At 73.1% G+C, this 15,487-nt stretch carries 15 protein-coding genes and 2 riboswitches; of the genes, 10 read left to right on the forward strand and 5 right to left on the reverse strand.

The features are described 5' to 3' along the window. Window positions 1-137 precede the first annotated feature (137 nt). From Q6347_RS01535 to Q6347_RS01560, 6 genes are all read left to right on the forward strand, one after another. Complete coding sequence (locus Q6347_RS01535) at window positions 138-1,046, forward strand: LysR family transcriptional regulator (protein ID WP_304602944.1); 909 nt, start codon at window positions 138-140, stop codon at window positions 1,044-1,046. A gap of 73 nt (window positions 1,047-1,119) precedes the next feature. Then, a riboswitch (glycine riboswitch) is annotated at window positions 1,120-1,215 on the forward strand. A gap of 140 nt (window positions 1,216-1,355) precedes the next feature. Further along, window positions 1,356-4,256 carry an aminomethyl-transferring glycine dehydrogenase gene (gcvP, locus tag Q6347_RS01540; RefSeq protein WP_304606462.1) on the forward strand — a complete coding sequence of 967 codons (2,901 nt, stop codon included), beginning with the start codon at window positions 1,356-1,358 and terminating at the stop codon, window positions 4,254-4,256. Window positions 4,257-4,262: 6 nt separating this feature from the next. After that, window positions 4,263-5,417, forward strand: coding sequence for a glycine cleavage system aminomethyltransferase GcvT (gcvT, locus tag Q6347_RS01545; RefSeq protein WP_304606463.1), 1,155 nt, complete (start codon window positions 4,263-4,265; stop codon window positions 5,415-5,417). 47 nt (window positions 5,418-5,464) lie between these two features. Then, entirely contained in the window at window positions 5,465-5,833 is a 369-nt protein-coding gene (gene gcvH / locus Q6347_RS01550; protein WP_171246722.1) for a glycine cleavage system protein GcvH, read from the forward strand. A gap of 270 nt (window positions 5,834-6,103) precedes the next feature. Then, window positions 6,104-6,337, forward strand: a complete 234-nt coding sequence (locus Q6347_RS01555; protein WP_304602941.1) for a LuxR C-terminal-related transcriptional regulator — start codon at window positions 6,104-6,106, stop codon at window positions 6,335-6,337. 118 nt (window positions 6,338-6,455) lie between these two features. After that, window positions 6,456-6,869 (forward strand): (deoxy)nucleoside triphosphate pyrophosphohydrolase, encoded by a 414-nt coding sequence (locus Q6347_RS01560; RefSeq protein ID WP_171246724.1) that lies wholly within the window; start codon window positions 6,456-6,458, stop codon window positions 6,867-6,869. Here the strand turns inward: Q6347_RS01560 and Q6347_RS01565 are convergent. Next, window positions 6,866-7,477 (reverse strand): AAA family ATPase, encoded by a 612-nt coding sequence (locus Q6347_RS01565; RefSeq protein WP_304606464.1) that lies wholly within the window; start codon window positions 7,475-7,477, stop codon window positions 6,866-6,868. The two genes, Q6347_RS01560 and Q6347_RS01565, sit on opposite strands and share 4 nt — an antisense overlap. A gap of 50 nt (window positions 7,478-7,527) precedes the next feature. On the opposite strand from Q6347_RS01565, the gene Q6347_RS01570 reads away from it, so the two are divergent. Together Q6347_RS01570 and Q6347_RS01575 are read left to right on the forward strand one after the other, a co-directional pair. After that, window positions 7,528-8,091, forward strand: coding sequence for an MOSC domain-containing protein (locus Q6347_RS01570; RefSeq protein WP_304602938.1), 564 nt, complete (start codon window positions 7,528-7,530; stop codon window positions 8,089-8,091). A 62-nt stretch (window positions 8,092-8,153) separates the two neighbouring features. Continuing rightward, window positions 8,154-8,372, forward strand: a complete 219-nt coding sequence (locus tag Q6347_RS01575; RefSeq protein ID WP_171246728.1) for a hypothetical protein — start codon at window positions 8,154-8,156, stop codon at window positions 8,370-8,372. Window positions 8,373-8,462: 90 nt separating this feature from the next. Here the strand turns inward: Q6347_RS01575 and Q6347_RS01580 are convergent, their stop codons facing one another. From Q6347_RS01580 to Q6347_RS01595, 4 genes are all read right to left on the reverse strand, one after another. Next, a complete protein-coding gene (locus tag Q6347_RS01580) occupies window positions 8,463-8,963 on the reverse strand; it encodes an FBP domain-containing protein (RefSeq protein ID WP_304602937.1) in 501 nt (166 codons plus the stop codon). A 264-nt stretch (window positions 8,964-9,227) separates the two neighbouring features. Further along, window positions 9,228-11,669 carry a 5-methyltetrahydropteroyltriglutamate--homocysteine S-methyltransferase gene (gene metE, locus Q6347_RS01585; protein WP_304606465.1) on the reverse strand — a complete coding sequence of 814 codons (2,442 nt, stop codon included), beginning with the start codon at window positions 11,667-11,669 and terminating at the stop codon, window positions 9,228-9,230. An 89-nt stretch (window positions 11,670-11,758) separates the two neighbouring features. Beyond that, a complete protein-coding gene (locus tag Q6347_RS01590; RefSeq protein ID WP_304606466.1) occupies window positions 11,759-12,787 on the reverse strand; it encodes a methylenetetrahydrofolate reductase in 1,029 nt (342 codons plus the stop codon). Between the two features lie 5 nt (window positions 12,788-12,792). Then, window positions 12,793-12,900: riboswitch (SAM riboswitch) on the reverse strand. Window positions 12,901-12,914: 14 nt separating this feature from the next. Then, complete coding sequence (locus Q6347_RS01595; RefSeq protein ID WP_304606467.1) at window positions 12,915-13,865, reverse strand: NADP-dependent oxidoreductase; 951 nt, start codon at window positions 13,863-13,865, stop codon at window positions 12,915-12,917. Between the two features lie 314 nt (window positions 13,866-14,179). Here Q6347_RS01595 and Q6347_RS01600 point away from each other — a divergent pair, with 314 nt between their 5' ends. Both Q6347_RS01600 and Q6347_RS01605 read left to right on the forward strand, forming a co-directional pair. Further along, entirely contained in the window at window positions 14,180-14,611 is a 432-nt protein-coding gene (locus tag Q6347_RS01600) for a helix-turn-helix domain-containing protein (protein WP_304606468.1), read from the forward strand. Between the two features lie 64 nt (window positions 14,612-14,675). Next, a complete protein-coding gene (locus Q6347_RS01605) occupies window positions 14,676-15,275 on the forward strand; it encodes a PIN domain-containing protein (RefSeq protein WP_304606469.1) in 600 nt (199 codons plus the stop codon). The last annotated feature ends 212 nt before the right edge of the window (window positions 15,276-15,487 follow it).

Below are 15,487 nucleotides of genomic sequence, written 5' to 3' on the forward strand. Positions count from 1 at the left end.
GAACGTTGAGGGGTGGGCGCCACGAAGCCGGCCGAGCCGGGAGCGATGTGCTACCTGCGGGCGCAGGCACCATTCTGGAGCATGAAGTTGCTTCAGGACAATCGAACGCTCCTGCAGAAGCCGGTTAGCATTGCTACATGGCTGCCGACCCACGAAGACTTGCCTTTCTCCTTGCCGTGCACCGCTCCGGGGGCGTGCTCGCGGCAGCAGATCTTCTGCATGTCACCCCCTCGGCGGTCTCCCAGCAGATCGCCCGTTTAGAGGCCGAGGAGGGCTTCCCGGTCCTCGACCGCGGCCCCCGGGGCGTCAGCCTGACGCCGGCCGGTCGCGTGCTCGCCGATGCCGCCGAACGCATCGAGGCCGAGCTGCTGGAGGCGCACCAGGAGATCGCCAACCTCGGCGAGGGGGTGAGCGGCACCGTGACGATCGGTGCGTTCCAGTCCGCCATCCGGTCCGTGGTCGCCCCGATGCTCCAGCCGTTCATCGAGGACCACCCCGGGGTCACGCTGGACGTGCGTGAGCACGAGCCGGCGGACGCGATCCGGATGCTGCGCGCCGGCGACCTCGACGTCGTCCTGCTCGAGCGCGACGTCGAGGTCGACTCCCCCGCCCCTCGCGGCGCGCACGACATCCCCCTGATCGACGAGCCGTGGCTGCTCGTGGTGCCGTCCACCCTGCCCACGCCCGAGCGGCTCGACGACCTGCGGGACATGCCGTGGATCGGCGCCGTCCAGAACACCGCCGCCGACCGCGCCCTGCGCCGCCTCGGCCGCACGCTCGGCACCACCCTGAACGTGCGGCACGGCTACTTCGACTTCGACACGGCGCTCGCCCTCGTGGACGCCGGGCAGGGCGTCGCGATGCTGCCGGCGCTGGCCGTGCGCCGCAGCGAGCCGCCGGAGGGTACCGAGGTGGTCGCGATGCCCGGGCTCGGGTCCCGGCGGATCGTCGTGCGGCACCGCTCGACGCGCCACGAGCCGGGGCCGGCGGTCCGTGCCGTGGTCGACACGATGGTCGAGATCGCCCGCGACCTCGAGCTGACCTGAGCCCTTCGGCCGTCGTGGCGGGCCGGGTAGACTGACCGCGCTCGACCGCTCGACCACAACCGAACACGCCGCTCGAACCGTGCCGGGAGAGTCTGCCGCGCGCCGGCAGCGCCGAAGGAGCAAGACCCCTCCCCGGGAATCTCTCAGGCCCCAGTACCGCCACGGTGAGGCAACTCTGAAAAGCGGTCCGCCCGACGGGACGGGCCCGCCGACGGTGCATCCCGTCCCGCCGTGCGCGGGGCGGCCAAACTCTCAGGCCCATGACAGAGCGGGGAGGGTCCCGGCCCACCGACCTTCGGAGCGCTCCTCGTGACCCACTCCCCCTTCGACCCGGACGTCTTCGCCGACCGGCACATCGGCCCGCGCGGCGACGAGACCGCGGCGATGCTGGACCAGCTCGGCTACCCGAGCCTCGACGCGCTCGTCGACGCCGCCGTCCCCGCGTCGATCCGCCAGCCCGACGAGCTCGACCTGCCGGCGGCGCGGACCGAGTCCGAGGTGCTGGACCACCTCCGCGGGATCGCCGCGAAGAACCAGGTCAAGCGGCAGATGATCGGGCAGGGCTACTACCCCGCCGTCACGCCCGCCGTCATCCGGCGCAACGTGCTCGAGTCCCCCGCCTGGTACACGGCCTACACGCCGTACCAGCCGGAGATCTCCCAGGGCCGCCTCGAGGCGCACCTCAACTTCCAGCAGGTGATCGAGGACCTCACAGGCCTGGAGATCGCCGGCGCCTCCCTGCTCGACGAGGCGACCGCCGTCGCGGAGGCCGTCGCGCTGATGTGGCGGGCCTCGCGGGCCAAGCAGGGGTACGTCGTGCTGGACGCGGACCTGTTCGGCCAGTCGCTCGCCGTCACCCGGGGCCGGGCCGAGGCGGTCGGGCTGCCCGTCGTCGTCGCCGACCTCACCGACGGGCTGGAGGCCGGCCTCGCGGAGCTGACGGCCGCCGGCGTCGAGCTGCCCGAGGGGTCGCTGGTCGGCGTGGTGGTCCAGCAGTCCGGTGCCTCCGGGCGGGTCCTCGACCTGCGCACCGTGGTGGACGAGGCCAAGGAACGCGGCGCCCAGGTGACGGTGGCGACCGACCCCCTCGCGCTGACCCTGCTCCGCTCCCCCGGCGAGCTCGGTGCGGACGTCGCCGTGGGCTCGGCCCAGCGGTTCGGCGTCCCCCTGTTCCACGGCGGACCCCACGCCGCGTTCATCGCCGTGCGCAAGGGCCTGGAGCGCCAGCTCCCGGGTCGGCTCGTCGGGGTCTCGATCGACGCCGACGGCCAGATCGGCTACCGCCTGGCGCTGGCCACCCGCGAGCAGCACATCCGGCGCGAGCGGGCGACGTCGAACATCTGCACCGCCCAGGCGCTGCTTGCGGTCGTGGCCGCGATGTACGCCGTCTACCACGGCCCCGAGGGCCTGCGGGCGATCGGCGAGCGGGTGCACGGCCGGGCGCTGTCCCTGGCGGCCGGTCTGCGAGCGGCCGGCGTCGAGGTCGTGCACGCCGAGTTCTTCGACACCGTGCGCGTGGCCGTCCCCGGGCGGGCCGCCGCGATCGGCGCCGCCGCCGTGGAGGCCGGGTACAACCTGTACATCGACGGTGCGGATCACGTACAGATCGCGTGCGACGAGACCACCACCGGCGAGGACGTGGAGACGCTGCTCGGCCTGTTCGGCGCGTCCGCCGCGGACGCGTCCGACGAGCCCGCCCTCGGGGACGCGCTGCTGCGCACCACGGACTACCTGCAGCACCCCGTCTTCCACCGCCACCGCTCCGAGACCGCGATGCTGCGCTACCTGCGGGCGCTCAGCGACAAGGACCTCGCCCTCGACCGCACGATGATCCCGCTGGGCTCGTGCACCATGAAGCTCAACGCGACGGCCGAGATGGAGCCGATCAGCTGGCCCCAGTTCGCCGACCTGCACCCGTACGTCCCCGCCGACCAGGCGCTGGGCTACGCCGAGCTGGTCGGGACCCTCGAGTCGTGGCTGGCCGAGATCACCGGGTACGCCGCCGTCTCGGTGCAGCCCAACGCGGGGTCGCAGGGGGAGCTGGCCGGTCTGCTGGCGATCCGCGCGTACCACGCCTCGCGGGGCGAGGGGGAGCGCGACGTCGTGCTCATCCCCGCCTCCGCGCACGGCACCAACGCCGCGTCGGCGACCCTGGCCGGGCTCCGGGCGGTGGTCGTCAAGACCGCCTCGGACGGCGAGATCGACCTCGACGACCTGCAGGCCGCCCTGGAGAAGCACGCAGGCCGCGTGGCCGGGATCATGATCACCTACCCGTCGACGCACGGTGTCTACGAGCCGCACGTCCAGGACGTCTGCGCCGCCGTACACGATGCGGGTGGTCAGGTGTACATCGACGGCGCCAACCTCAACGCGCTCGTCGGTCTGGCACGACCGGGCCGGTTCGGCGGCGACGTGTCGCACCTGAACCTGCACAAGACGTTCTGCATCCCGCACGGCGGGGGAGGTCCGGGCGTCGGTCCCGTCGGCGTCGCCGAGCACCTCGTGCCGTTCCTGCCGGGCGACCCCACACCGTCCGGCACGGGTGCGGCGCAGCCGGCCGGGCCCGTGCCGCCCGTGTCGGCGACGAGGCACGGGTCGGCCGGCATCCTGCCGATCTCGTACGCCTACCTCGCGCTCATGGGCCCGGACGGGCTCACCTCGGCCACCGAGCACGCCGTGCTCACCGCCAACTACGTGGCCTCGCGGCTCGCCCCGCACTACCCGGTGCTCTACACGGGCGACCACGGCCTCGTCGCCCACGAGTGCATCCTCGACCTGCGGGAGATCACCGCGGAGACCGGCGTCACCGTCGACGACGTCGCCAAGCGGCTCGTCGACTTCGGGATCCACGCCCCGACCATGGCGTTCCCCGTGGCCGGGACGCTGATGGTCGAGCCCACCGAGTCCGAGGACCTGGGCGAGCTGGACCGGTTCGTCGACGCCATGGTGGCGATCCGCGGCGAGATCGACGCCGTCGCCGCCGGCCGCTGGCCGCTGGAGGACTCGCCGCTGCGTAACGCGCCGCACACCGCCGCGTCCGTCATGGTGGACACCTGGGACCACCCGTACACCCGCGAGGAGGCGGCGTTCCCGGTGCCGAGCCTGCGGTCGGCGAAGTACTGGCCGCCGGTCCGGCGCATCGACCAGGCGCACGGTGACCGGAACCTGCAGTGCTCCTGCCCGCCCGTCGACGCCTACGCCGAGAACTGAGGGATCATGACCACGATCAAGTCGCCGCTCCACGACGAGCACGTCGCGCTGGGCGCCCACCTGACCGAGTTCGGCGGCTGGGACATGCCGCTGCGCTACACCTCCGACCTCGCCGAGCACCGGGCGGTCCGCGAGGCGGCCGGTCTGTTCGACCTGTCGCACATGGGCGGGATCAGCGTCACCGGCCCGGAGGCCGCCGCCTTCCTCGACCACGCACTGGTCGGCAACTTCTCCGCCCTGCGGCCGATGAGGGCGCGCTACACCATGATCTGTGCCGACGACGGGGGAGTGCTGGACGACCTGATCGTCTACCACAACGGTACCGACGAGTACTTCGCCGTGCCCAACGCGGCGAACGCGGACACCGTGCTCGTGGCCCTGCTGGAGCGCGCTGCCGGCTTCGACGTCGCCGTGCGGGACATCTCCGCGGGTCTCGCCCTGATCGCCGTGCAGGGTCCGCGCGCCGAGGAGATCCTCCGAGAGGTCCTCACCGAGGACGCCGAGATCTCCGGCGGGACGTCGCTGGACGACCTGCGCTACTACGCCTGCCTCGGCATGCGGTTCGGCGAGGAGAGCATGCTCGTCGCCCGCACCGGGTACACGGGCGAGGACGGGTTCGAGATCTGGGTCGACGCCCCGCACGCGGTGGCGCTGTGGCGTGCCCTGCTCGCCGCCGGCGAGCCCTACGGCCTGGTGCCGGCCGGGCTCGCGGCCCGCGACTCGCTGCGCCTCGAGGCCGGCATGCCGCTGTACGGGAACGAGCTCGACACGACCACGACGCCGTACGACGCCGGCGCGGGCCGTATCGTCAAGCTCGACAAGACCTCCGAGGACGGCACGCCGCTGGAGTTCGTCGGGCGCGACGCGCTCGCCGCCCGCAGCGAGGCCGACCCGGAGCGCGTCCTGGTCGGCCTGCGCGGCACCGGACGCCGCCCGGCCCGGTCCGGGTACGCCGTCGTGCGCACCACCGACGACGGCGAGGTCGGCGAGCAGGTGGGGACCGTGACCTCCGGCGTGCCGTCGCCCACGCTCGGCCACCCGATCGCGATGGCGTACGTGCGCCCGGAGGTCGCCGCCGAGGGGACCGAGCTCGCCGTCGACGTGCGCGGACGCGCCGAACCGTTCGTCGTCACCGCGATGCCGTTCTACCGTCGCGGCTGACCCCGCCGCGCGGTCCGAGAACCAGCCACCCACCGAGGAGACCCAGCATGGCCGACTACCCCAGCAACCTGCGCTACTCCGTCGAGCACGAGTGGATCGACGACGGCACCCCGGCGACCGTGGGCGTGACCTCCTACGCCGTCGAGGCGCTCGGAGACGTCGTGTACCTCGAGCTGCCCGAGGTGGGCGCCGAGATCGAGGCCGGCAGCGTCGTCGGCGAGATCGAGTCCACCAAGTCCGTCTCCGAGCTCTACACGCCCGTGTCCGGGAAGGTCGTCGAGGTCAACGAGACCGCCGTCGACGACCCGGCACTGGTCAACACCGAGCCGTTCGGCGCGGGCTGGCTGTTCAAGATCGAGGTGTCGGGCGAGGGCCAGCTGCTCAGCGCCGAGGAGTACGCGCAGCACGCAGGCTGAGGTGCTCCGGACCGGGGCCGGGGGCGCTGTGACCAAATCGTGATGATCGGACACCTGCCCGCGGCACCCGGCCTCGAGGACGTGGTGACCTGCGACGACGTGACCGCGCTCCCGCCCGTGACGCCGTGACGGTGCCCGATGACGGCGTCCGCGCAGACTTCTTCGCCGTGATCCGCGTCATGATCGTCTTCCGTTCCCCTCTCACATCCATGACGGCAGATCCCCAGGTCGATCGTCAGCGATCGGCGGCCGTCGTGGAGGAGCGGAACGATGAGTGCCATTCAACTCGAGCGGCCGACGCTCAAGCCGACCCTGACGCGTCGTGAGCAGGTCGTGCTGTCGAACCTGTCCGAGGACGTCACGCTGGAGCAGATCGCCAGCAAGCTGTTCGTCACGCGCAACACCGTGAAGTCTCAGGTGCGCAGCGTCTACCGCAAGCTCGGCGTCTCGACGCGGGCCGACGCGGTGGCCTGGGCCCGCCGGGCGGGCATCCGGTCCAGCTGAGGCGTCGGCACCGGACGCCCTGCCCCCTATCGGGGGATGTCGTGGGCAGGGCGGGCACGTCGACGGAATGTGACCTCCGCGACGGCGTCGTCGTCGCCGCGGGTGACACACTCGCGCCATGACTCGTCGACTCGTCGTGGCCGCTGCGATCGTCGATGCCTTCGACCGGCCCACCCGGCTGCTCGCGGCACGCCGGACCCGTCCCGCGGCCATCGCGGGACGCTGGGAGTTCCCCGGGGGCAAGGCCGAGCCGGGGGAGCACCCGGTCGACGCCCTGCACCGCGAGCTGCACGAGGAGCTCGGGGTGCGCGTGGAGCTCGGCGACGAGGTCGTGGGGCCGGACGACGGCGGTTGGATCATCACGGACCGGCACGTCCTGCGGCTCTGGCTCGCGTCGGTGGCCACCGGCTTCCCGCGGCCCCTGATCGAGCACGACGAGCTGCGCTGGTTGGACGCCGGCTCGCTGTGGGAGGTCGACTGGCTCGACGGCGACGTCCGGATCGTCGAGGAGCTCGCCGGGCGGATCGCCTAGCGCTGCTCGCCTCCGGGTCGTCGGTCGGCGTCGCGACGCGGCGGCGGGACCGGACGGCCGACCCGTCCCGCGAGCTCGGCCAGCCAGCGCTCGACGTCGTCCTGGCTCCGCAGCCGGACCACCGTCAGGTGCGGTGCGACCTCCGCCACGTGCGACGCGAGTCCCCGGAACCCGTGACGCGTGCGCCAGGCCCAGCGCACGATGTGGTCCGGGTCGCTGACGAACGTGCGCAGCGGTGGTTCGTGGTTGCCGTTCCACAGCTCGGTCCCGCGGACCCGACGCCGCACGGTCCGGGTGACCACGCGCCGCATCCGGACGCGGACCGGCACGTCGAGCCACACCAGCAGCTCCGCCCGTTCGAGGAGCAGCGGTCGCACCGCGCGGTACTGCCACTCCGTCACCCAGGACTCCCCGGCGACCAGGCGCTCGACGTCGGTGACGAACGCGGGTCGCGGCGTCCATCCCGGGCCGTGGTAGAGCCCGTCGAGCTCGGTGTGCGTGATGCCGAGCAGCGTCGAGATCCGACCCGCCAGGGTCGACTTCCCGGCGCCCGAGGTCCCGGCCACGAGGACGCGGCGGGGGAGGGCGGGCGGCGTGTCGGCGGGCATCCCGCCAGGTTAGCGGGGTCCCGTCGCCCGGATGCTGCCAGACTCGGGGCATGACGGCGTACGACTACCCGGTCGTGATCGAGCACCTGCTCGTGTCTTCCCAGCACGCCTACTTCGGGCGTCCCCGCGAGGGTGCGGCGGACGTCCCGACGACGGACCGCGACGAGGCCGAGGTCGTGGCGGGTCGGGGGATCGTGGGCGACCGGTTCTTCGGCAAGGCCGCCCACATGGACGCCGCGGTGACGGTGTTCGCGGCCGAGGCCCTCGAGGAGATCGCTCGCGAGCTCGGCACGGGCCCGCTCGACCCGTTGCTGACCCGGCGCAACGTGGTGCTGCGCGGCGCCGAGCTGGCACCGCTGATCGGGCAGGAGTTCGAGATCCGCTCCCGCCGCTCGGCCGTGACGCTGCGCGGCGGCCGGCCGGCCCACCCCTGCGCCTGGATGGACCGCATGCTGGCCCCCGGGGTGCACGCCGCGATGCGGGGACGTGGGGGAGTGCGGTGCATGCCGGTCACGGACGGTGTGCTGCACCGGGGACCCGCCGTGCTGGTCAGCCCGGTGGAGCTCGACCCGGCTCGCGCCGGCGAGGCGGTACGGCGCCCGCGGCTGCCGTGACGCCGTCGTCGACCTGGACCGGCCGCCGATGCCGGGGACGCCCGGCGGGCTAGGCTGGTCCCATGAGCGACTTCCAGGTCAACCGAGCCCCGCAGAACGACGCCCCCGGGGCGATGCTCGGGCGCGTCATCGTGTCCTTCGTGCTGTTCGTCGCGGGGCTCGTCCTCATCGGCGTCGGCGCCACGGCCGACCCCTCGCTCGCCCCGTTCGTCTTCACCGGTGGGATCGTCGCGGTCGGGCTGGCGTTCGGCCTGCCGATGATCGGCGGCAGCGAGCGCTGAACAGGAGCGCACCACCTCGGCTGTGGGCATGAGATCTGCAGACCGGAGCGGTCCGGGACTGCGGATCTCATGCCCACAGCCGTGAGCGGGTCAGGCGGTGCTGCGGACCTGCTCGACGAACGCGGTCACGCGCGAGCCGAGGCCCGCGACGCGCCGCTCGACGACGGCGGCGCGGGCCGCGTCGTCGTCGGACCCCGCCTCGGCCAGGGTCGGCCGACGCCGCGCGTTGCGTGAGCACCGGAAGTCCGTGCAGATCAGCGTGCCGATGGTGTTGCCCTTCCGTCCGGACGCCCCGCCCCGGCGGGCGACGAACAGAGCGACGTCGCCGGGGTCGCCGGCGTGCTCGCACCAGGCGCACATCGCCGAGCGCCGCGCGCTGGTCTCGGGGGCGCGCAGGATGATGCCGGTCGGCGCGCCGTCGATCTCGGCCACGACATAGGCGGCCAGGGGCTGCTTGCGGTCGCGCCAGCCGAGGAACTCGAGGCGGTCCCACCGCTGGGCGTCGAGGTCCGGGGGGAGCATGCGTTGGCGTTCGCTGCGGGTGGCGTTGACGAGGGCAGCACGGAGCTGCTGCTCGGTGAGGGGAGTCATGGGGTGCCTTCGGTCGGCGGGGGAGTGGGCAGGCTGACGCCGGGCCCTCACGCCGGCCGGGCGGTCAGCGGCGAGGGACCCGGTGGGCGGCGTCGGCCGAGCAGGCCTGCACGGCCACCCCGCTCCCCGTGACGCGCCGCATCACTCGCTCCTCGACTCCGGTCCCGGCCCACCGGTCGGCGGGCCGGGACCGATGCTCGCACAGCATCCCGGCCGGGTCCAGGTCATTCGACCGTGCGACCGTCCGGCGGAACCCCGGTGCGGTCAGAGGCCGGCCCGCACCGTCCGCGCGGCTTCCACGAGGTGCCGCAGCGACGGCTCCACCTCCGCGTACCCGCGGGTCTTGAGGCCGCAGTCCGGGTTCACCCAGACCAGGCCCGGGTCGATCGCCGACGTCGCCAGCCCCAGCAGCTCGGTGACCTCGGCGGTCGACGGCACCCGCGGGGAGTGGATGTCGTAGACGCCGGGGCCGACCCCGCGCGCGTACCCGGCCTCGTGCAGCTCGGGGACGACCTCCATCCGCGACCGGGCCGCCTCGATCGAGGTCACGTCGGCGTCGAGCCCGTCGATCGCGCCGATGATCTCGCCGAACTCCGAGTAGCACAGGTGCGTGTGCACCTGGGTCGACGACGCGGCACCCGCCGTCGCCAGACGGAACGCCCCCACCGACCAGTCGAGGTAGGCCGGCTGGTCGGCCCGCCGCAACGGCAGCAGCTCGCGCAGCGCCGGCTCGTCCACCTGGACGACGGCGGTGCCCGCGGCCTCGAGGTCGGTCACCTCGTCGCGCAGGGCGAGCGCCACCTGGCGGGCGGTGTCGCCGAGCGGCTGGTCGTCGCGGACGAACGACCAGGCCAGGATCGTCACCGGTCCGGTGAGCATGCCCTTGACCGGGCGCGCGGTGAGCGACTGGGCGTAGCGGGTCCACTCCACCGTCATCGGGGCGGGCCGCGTGACGTCGCCCCACAGGATCGGCGGGCGCACGCACCGCGACCCGTACGACTGCACCCAGCCGAGGTCCGTCGTCGCGAACCCGTCCAGCAGCTCGGCGAAGTACTGGACCATGTCGTTGCGCTCCGGCTCACCGTGCACCAGCACGTCCAGGCCGATGTCCTCCTGGAGCGCGATCACCCGGGCGATCTCGTCCCGCATCGCGGCGCGGTACGCGTCGTCGGCCAGCTCGCCCTTCGCCCACGCCGACCGCGTGCGGCGGATCTCGGCCGTCTGCGGGAACGAACCGATCGTCGTCGTCGGCAGCGGCGGCAGGTCGAGGCTCTCGCGCTGGGCGGCGACGCGTCCCGCGTGATCACCCCGCGCGAAGTCCGTCGCGGACAGCGCGGCGAGCCGCTCCCGGACGGCGGGGACGACGACGCCGGTCGCGGCGGCCCGGTCGGCCAGCGCGGCGCTCGCCTCCTCGAGCTCGGCGCGCACCGCGTCCGGCCCGTCGGTCAGGGCCCGGGCGAGGGTCGTCACCTCGCCGACCTTCTGGTCGGCGAACGCCAGCCAGCGGCGCAGCGCCTCGGTCCGCCCGGCCCGCTCGGCGGACGGGCCGGACCAGGTCTCGTCGTCGACGTCGTGCGGCACGTGCAGCAGGGACGTCGACGTGCCGACGGCCAACGACCGGGCGCCGAGCCCGCGCAACGCCTCGAGCGTGCCCCGTCGCGCAGCGAGGTCGGTGCGCCAGACGTTGTGCCCGTCGACGACACCGGCCACCAGCGTCTTCGTGCCCAGGCCCGGGACCGAGCCGTCGGGAGCGGAGCCCCTCGGCACCGCACCCTGGACCAGGTCGATCGCGATGGCGTCGACGTCCGTCCCGGCCAGCAGCGCGAGCCCGTCCCGGGCCGGCCGGCCGTCGGCGCCCGGGGCGGCCAGCCCGCCGAACGGCGCGGCCACGAGGAGGCGCGGTCGCTCGGGCACGGTGTCCAGCGCGTCGTCCGCCGACGCGGGTGCCAGACCGGTCGCCAGCTCCCGGTAGGCCCGGGCGATCGCGGCGTCGACCCGCTCCGGGTCGGCGTCCACCGAGTCCGTCACCAGCACGGGCTCGTCGAGCTGCACCCACGGGACGCCGACGGCGGCGAGGGCCCGCAGCAGCTCGGCGTACGCCGCGACGACGTCGTCGAGCCGGTCGAGCGGGTGGAACCCGTCGCCCGCGTCGTCGGCCGCCTTCGACAGCGCCAGGAAGGTCACGGGTCCCACGAGCACCGGCCGCGTGGTGACCCCGGCCTCCCTCGCCTCGGCGTACTCGCGCACGACGCGGTGGTCGGCGAAGGAGATCGGTGTCGTCTCGCTGATCTCGGGGACCAGGTAGTGGTAGTTCGTGTCGAACCACTTGGTCATCTCCAGCGGGGCGTCCTCGCCGCGTCCGCGGGCGACGGTGAAGTAGCCGTCGAGGTCGAGGGAGCCGTCGTCGGCGTCCAGGAGGTCCCGGAACCGGGCCGGGACGGCGCCGAGCAGGGCGACGACGTCGAGCACCTGGTCGTAGTACGAGAACGAACCCGGGACGGAGCCGTCCTCGGGGTCGAGACCGAGCGCGACGAGCCGCTGCACGGTCTCGCGGCGCAGGGTGCCGGCCGCGACCTCGAGGTCGACGGCGTCCGTGCGGCCGGCCCAGTACGCCTCGACGGCGCGCTTGAGCTCACGGCGGCGGCCGATCCGGGGGTAGCCGAGGATGGTGCCGCCGGGGAACGGGGTGGTGGTCGGAACGGTCATGAGCAGTCCTTTCGCGGGCTCCGGGACGCGTGGTCGGGACGACGGGACTCCCCGGGACGCGGGTGCGTCCCGGGCAGCGGTCCGTCCCCTCAGAGCGCGGCCGGTGCGGGGGTCGGGATGCTCGGTACCCACGGCCTGCCGGCCAGGTCGGCGTCGTCGACGGGGACGGACGCCGGACCGCCGAGGTGGACACCCTCGAGCAGGTCCAGAGCGGGACGGTGCTTGTTGAACGTGTACACGTGTAGACCGGGCGCGCCGGCGTCGAGCACCCGCTGGGCGAGCTCGGTGCCGTACGCGGTCCCGTAGGCGTACTGCGCCTCCGGGTCCGGCCGGGAGTCCAGCGCGTCCAGCAGGTGCTGGGGCGCACGGACGCCGGTGAGCTCCTCGACGCGACGGAGCCGGCGCGGCTCGGTCGTGGGCAGCAGCCCGGCGAGGATCGGGATCGTCACGCCGGCCGCGCGGGCCTCGGCGACGAAGTCGGTGTAGGTCTCGGCCTCGTAGAAGAACTGGGTGACGGCGAAGGACGCGCCGGCCTGCTGCTTCTCCAGCAGGCGCCGGACCTCCTGGGCACGGGTCGTGCCGGCCTGGACGTTGCCGTCGGGGAACGCGGCCACGGCGATCGTCAGCGGGCGGGCGGCGCCGCGGACGGCGGCAGCCGGGTCGGTGGCGCACCGCCGGGCCTCGACCTCCCGCAGCAGGTGCACGAGCTCGACGGCCGAGTGGACGCCGCCGGCGGGCGGTCGCCAGTCGGGCTGGTCCCGCGGCGGGTCGCCGCGCAGCGCGAGGAAGGATCGCACCCCGGCCTCGAGGAACTCGTCGACGACCTCCGAGACGTTCTCCCGCGAGGCGCCGACGCAGGTCAGGTGCGCGATCGGCAGCACGGGCGTGCCGGCGAGGAGTCGGGAGACGACGTCGCGGGCGGTGTCCCGGTCCCCGCCGCCCGCGCCGTAGGTCACCGACACGAAGTCCGGGCGCGCGGCGACGAGCCGACGGGCGGTCTCCCAGAACTTCGGGGCGGCGTCGGGTCGCCGCGGCGGCATGAGCTCGAAGCTCACCGTCTGGCGGGACGGCTCCGGGCGCGACAACGCGGGGAGATGCGGGGATGCCTCGGCGACCATGCGTCACTCCATCGGGCCTGGTGTTGAGCACCTTCGTCCTCGGGAGGCTTCCGTCGGAGAACGGGTTGCTGCGGCGTCGTCGAGCCAGGACTCTCGGCCGCTCTGGATGGCTTGTCGGGGTCCGACCCTACGCGCTGCTCAGCCCGCGGACAAGCGATGTCGCATGATGAGACGGATGAGGGGTGAGCACGACCTTGCCGCCGCCGCGGCCGCCCTCGACCAGCGCGTGGGCGCGTGCCGCGTCGTCGAGCCGCAGGACCTCGCCGAGCGTCGTGGTGAGCTCGCCCCGCGCGAGGGAGGTCACGTCGTCGGCCAGCTCGTCGGGGTCGCGCCGGGCCCCGGAGCTGAAGGTGATCGCCAGGTCGGCGGCCGCCGGGTCCGCGATGGTGACGATGCGCTCCGTCCCGCCGCGCAGCGTGATCGAGTCGGGCAGGACGCCCGCGCCGGTGGTGTCCAGGACCGCGTCGACGCCCGACGGCGCGAGGTCCCGCACCCGCTCGACGAGGCCCGGCCCGTAGGTCGTCGGCGTGGCGCCGAGCGCCGCGACCCGGTCCTGGTTCGCCGGCGAGGCGGTGCCGATCACCGTCGTTCCCCGGCGCCGGGCGAGCTGCACGGCGAGCTCGCCCACCGACCCGGACGCGCCGTGCACGAGCAGGGTCTCGCCGTCGGCCACCCCGAGCACGCGCAGCACCCGGTGCGCCGTCTCCGCCGAGACGGGCAGCGTGACGGCGCGGGTGGGGTCGAGGCCGCTCGGGACGAGCGCGAACGTCGAGGTCAGGGCCAGCTCGGCGTACCCGCCGGTGTCGGCGAACCCGACGACCCGGTCACCGGGCCGCACGCCCGTCACGTCGTCGCCGACGGCGTCCACGACACCCGCGACCTCCAGCCCCGGCACGGCGGGGAACTCCGGCAGGGGAACACCGGGGATCCGGGCGGCGCGGGTCTTGAGGTCCCAGCCGTTGACGGCAGCGGCCTCGACCCGCACGCGGACCTGGCCGGCGGCCGGTTCCGGTGCCGGGACGTCGGCGAGGTGCAGGACCTCGGGTCCGCCGAGCTCGGTGAACACGATCGCGCGCACGGGTACCTCCTGGGGCTGTGGACCTGCCGGTCCGTCGAGCCTCTCACGTGGTTCGCTCAGGCGACGCGACCTGCCAGGCGTCCCGGTCGACATCACCGCAAGGCGCCACTGGCCACGCTGGCGAGGTGATCGGGACCCCGGTCGGCGCCTGTGCCAGCGCGCGACAACCGCCGCGGCTACGGCGACTGACGAGCGCGGACGCCGCGCCCGTAGCCATGGCAGGTGAATCGTGATCAGCGCGACACCACTTATAAGTGAAACAGTGTTACGCTCCTAAGTGTCAGCTTCCAAACCTGGCTCCGGAGGAACCGCCCATGTCTGCCGACCTGCGCGAGAACTTGTTCGCGGACGAGCAGCAGCGCGTTGAAGCCGGGCAACTACTGGAGCGCGTCGAGGAGTCCCTGGCGCACGCCAAGGCCCAGGTCACGCTTCCCGATGATGTCCACCTGTCGCAAGACTTCACGCGATTCCTGGCCAAGGTGCTCCAGCAGATCGCTGCAGGAGGGTCGGTATCGGTTAGTTCTTGGCCCGAAGAGGTAAGCACGTCTGTTGCGGCCAGTCTTCTCGGCGTCAGCCGTCCGACCCTGATGAAACACGTGCGCGCTGGACGCCTGGACGCCCACAAGGTCGGGTCCCACACGCGCCTGAAGACCGAGGACGTCCGAGCGTTCCGGCACGAACTCATCAAGGAACGGCGGGCAGCATTGAACGAGCTGCTGGAGCTCGAAGACGAACTGGGGCTCTGACCGCCTTCCGCGCAGCCGGGTAGTCCACTCGGCCGCGCGGAAGGGCTGCAGGTAGCCTGCTTGTGTGGTGGTGCGGATCCTTGTCGATGCGAACGTTCTCTACTCGCGCTCGTTGCGTGACTGGCTGTTCTTGCTCGAGGCCGGATCGAACCACAACATCTTCGTGACGTGCTACACCGAGGATATCCGCGTCGAGACGTTGAACAACCTGCGCAAGGACCACCCCGACATGGACGGCAAGGCACTGACGGTCGTCTCCGACAGGATCGCCAAGTCGATGTGGGAGCGGATCGAGGACTACCCGGCGATCCCCGATGCGCCCATCGCGGACCCCTACGACCGGCACGTGCATGCAGCAGCGGTCGCCGGAGGGGTCGACAAGCTTTTGACCTGCGATGGAGGATTTCTCAAGCTGCCCGAGCCGGTGACTGATGGGCTGCCATACGAGATCTGCACGCCCGAGGAGCTCTTCCTGCTGGTCGACGACGGCCACCCCGATGTCGTCCGCGACGTCGCCCGCCATCAGTGGGAGTACCACCGCAAGAAGGACCCCAGCGCAGACCTCCCCAGCTACCTGGCTCGGGCGGGCTGCCCACAGTTCGCAAAGCGTGTGCGTCTGCACATCGAACGCTTCACAGCAGTAGCGCCTCGCATCATGCCCTGACCGGACGGGCGGCTCCGGCTTGTCCGGTCTGTCGACGGGCGATCTGGTCGCTGACCTGCTCGAGCCTTCATTGGGGCTCCTCGGGCGGCGCGATCGACGTACCGCCGATCTCGCATTCGTCACTCATGACGGCTCCTTCTAGACACGGCTGTGCTGGTGCCGCCTTCGCGCCCCCGACCGTCTCGCAACGCCCCGACCGGGCCTGCTGGGTC

It is taken from the genome of Isoptericola sp. b408 (assembly GCF_030588085.1).
Classification (GTDB): domain Bacteria; phylum Actinomycetota; class Actinomycetes; order Actinomycetales; family Cellulomonadaceae; genus Isoptericola; species Isoptericola sediminis.

What these genes read in the sequence shown, in the direction of transcription:
- Q6347_RS01535 (WP_304602944.1), top strand. Translation starts at nt 138, where the DNA reads ATGGCTGCCGACCCACGAAGACTTGCCTTTCTCCTTGCCGTGCACCGC.
- gcvT (WP_304606463.1), top strand. Translation starts at nt 4,263, where the DNA reads ATGACCACGATCAAGTCGCCGCTCCACGACGAGCACGTCGCGCTGGGC.
- gcvH (WP_171246722.1), top strand. Translation starts at nt 5,465, where the DNA reads ATGGCCGACTACCCCAGCAACCTGCGCTACTCCGTCGAGCACGAGTGG.
- Q6347_RS01555 (WP_304602941.1), top strand. Translation starts at nt 6,104, where the DNA reads ATGAGTGCCATTCAACTCGAGCGGCCGACGCTCAAGCCGACCCTGACG.
- Q6347_RS01560 (WP_171246724.1), top strand. Translation starts at nt 6,456, where the DNA reads ATGACTCGTCGACTCGTCGTGGCCGCTGCGATCGTCGATGCCTTCGAC.
- Q6347_RS01565 (WP_304606464.1), bottom strand. Translation starts at nt 7,477, where the DNA reads ATGCCCGCCGACACGCCGCCCGCCCTCCCCCGCCGCGTCCTCGTGGCC.
- Q6347_RS01570 (WP_304602938.1), top strand. Translation starts at nt 7,528, where the DNA reads ATGACGGCGTACGACTACCCGGTCGTGATCGAGCACCTGCTCGTGTCT.
- Q6347_RS01575 (WP_171246728.1), top strand. Translation starts at nt 8,154, where the DNA reads ATGAGCGACTTCCAGGTCAACCGAGCCCCGCAGAACGACGCCCCCGGG.
- Q6347_RS01580 (WP_304602937.1), bottom strand. Translation starts at nt 8,963, where the DNA reads ATGACTCCCCTCACCGAGCAGCAGCTCCGTGCTGCCCTCGTCAACGCC.
- metE (WP_304606465.1), bottom strand. Translation starts at nt 11,669, where the DNA reads ATGACCGTTCCGACCACCACCCCGTTCCCCGGCGGCACCATCCTCGGC.
- Q6347_RS01590 (WP_304606466.1), bottom strand. Translation starts at nt 12,787, where the DNA reads ATGGTCGCCGAGGCATCCCCGCATCTCCCCGCGTTGTCGCGCCCGGAG.
- Q6347_RS01600 (WP_304606468.1), top strand. Translation starts at nt 14,180, where the DNA reads ATGTCTGCCGACCTGCGCGAGAACTTGTTCGCGGACGAGCAGCAGCGC.